Origin of the sequence: Bilophila wadsworthia ATCC 49260, from assembly GCF_000701705.1 — a bacterium.
Taxonomy (GTDB): Bacteria; Desulfobacterota; Desulfovibrionia; order Desulfovibrionales; family Desulfovibrionaceae; genus Bilophila; species Bilophila wadsworthia.
Genome location: NZ_JNJP01000195.1, coordinates 1 through 1,143 on the forward strand (window position 1 = coordinate 1; position 1,143 = coordinate 1,143).

A 1,143-nucleotide genomic window follows, 5' to 3' on the forward strand; every position below is an offset into this window, starting at 1 on the left:
CTCATTTTATCTAGGGTCTGCTTTAATTGATCACTCAATCCTCTGGTGTCATTCTTTGCAAATGCAGCACCAATTCCAACCGTCATGATTGGCTCCTCCAAAATACGAAATTTGACATCATAATCATTTATATACTGAAGAATGGAAGCTTCATGCGCAGCTATCGCATCCACATATCCCTTCCCAAGAAATGTGTAGATCTGCTCTCTGTGGCCCAGGATGATAAGATTCTCAAGTCTCGGCCCCTGCTCATCCTCACGGTTCAAAAAAAACTCCTCGGGTTTGGTCGTGCTCTGAACAGCGAGATTCTTTCCTTCCAGATCACTTAGCTGATAGATATCACTGTGTTCATTGACCGCTATCACCTGGTTGCTGACCATATACGGACCGGTCCACTGGTAATCTTCTAAACGTCCTTCCATGGAAAAGCAGCCTATAATACAATCGATTTCTCCATTCTCCACCAGTTCCTTTTTCTTTTCCCAGTCAATGGTAATAACTTCTATGTTATAGCCTATTCTGTCAAAAGCTTCTGTCGCCAGTTCGACATCTATTCCGGTCGGAACACCGTTTTCATCCAGGTAATTATACGGAGGATAATTGTCACTTCCGATTTTAATAACTGGTCGATTGTCTGTGACTGCTGATTGAGGGTAGCCGTTGCAGTCTGTCAGAGCGGTTATCAGTAGTGCCAAAGCACCATATAGTATTTTTCTCATCTATTTCCCTCCTCGTTGGATTTAGAGCGCGTTTAGCATTATGGAAACGATTCGTCGTAGAAGCTGACTGGCCATGGCAATTTGAATCATGGCTTCTGAGACATCCAGTCGTTCTTCATAATCTCGGACGAGACGTCTCCAACGCATCATCCAGCCAAAAGTTCGCTCCACCACCCAACGGTTTGAAAGCGGCGCAAATCCCTTCTGAAGGGGATATCTCTTTACAATTTCAACAATGAAATCAAGGAATTTTTCCTTGTTCATTAACTGAAGGCGCCTATGAGCCCAGTTTTTTCATCCCTTCAAGCACTGCCTGCGCTCCGACGCTGTCTGCAATGTTGGCCGGCGTCAGATTGACAAGCAGGAGTCGACCATCTGAATCAACGGCAACATGTCGTTTTCTATCGATAATTAAAATAGGTAA

At 44.3% G+C, this 1,143-nt stretch carries 1 protein-coding gene and 1 pseudogene; both read right to left on the minus strand.

Annotation, left to right across the window (positions count from 1 at the left end; genetic code table 11):
- Nucleotides 1–719, minus strand: a 719-nt coding sequence (locus tag T370_RS0122010; protein ID WP_034507679.1) for a substrate-binding periplasmic protein, incomplete at its 3' end; no start/stop codon positions are given.
- 21 nt (nucleotides 720–740) lie between these two features.
- Nucleotides 741–1,143: pseudogene (locus T370_RS26025) on the minus strand (transposase); the annotation flags it as partial.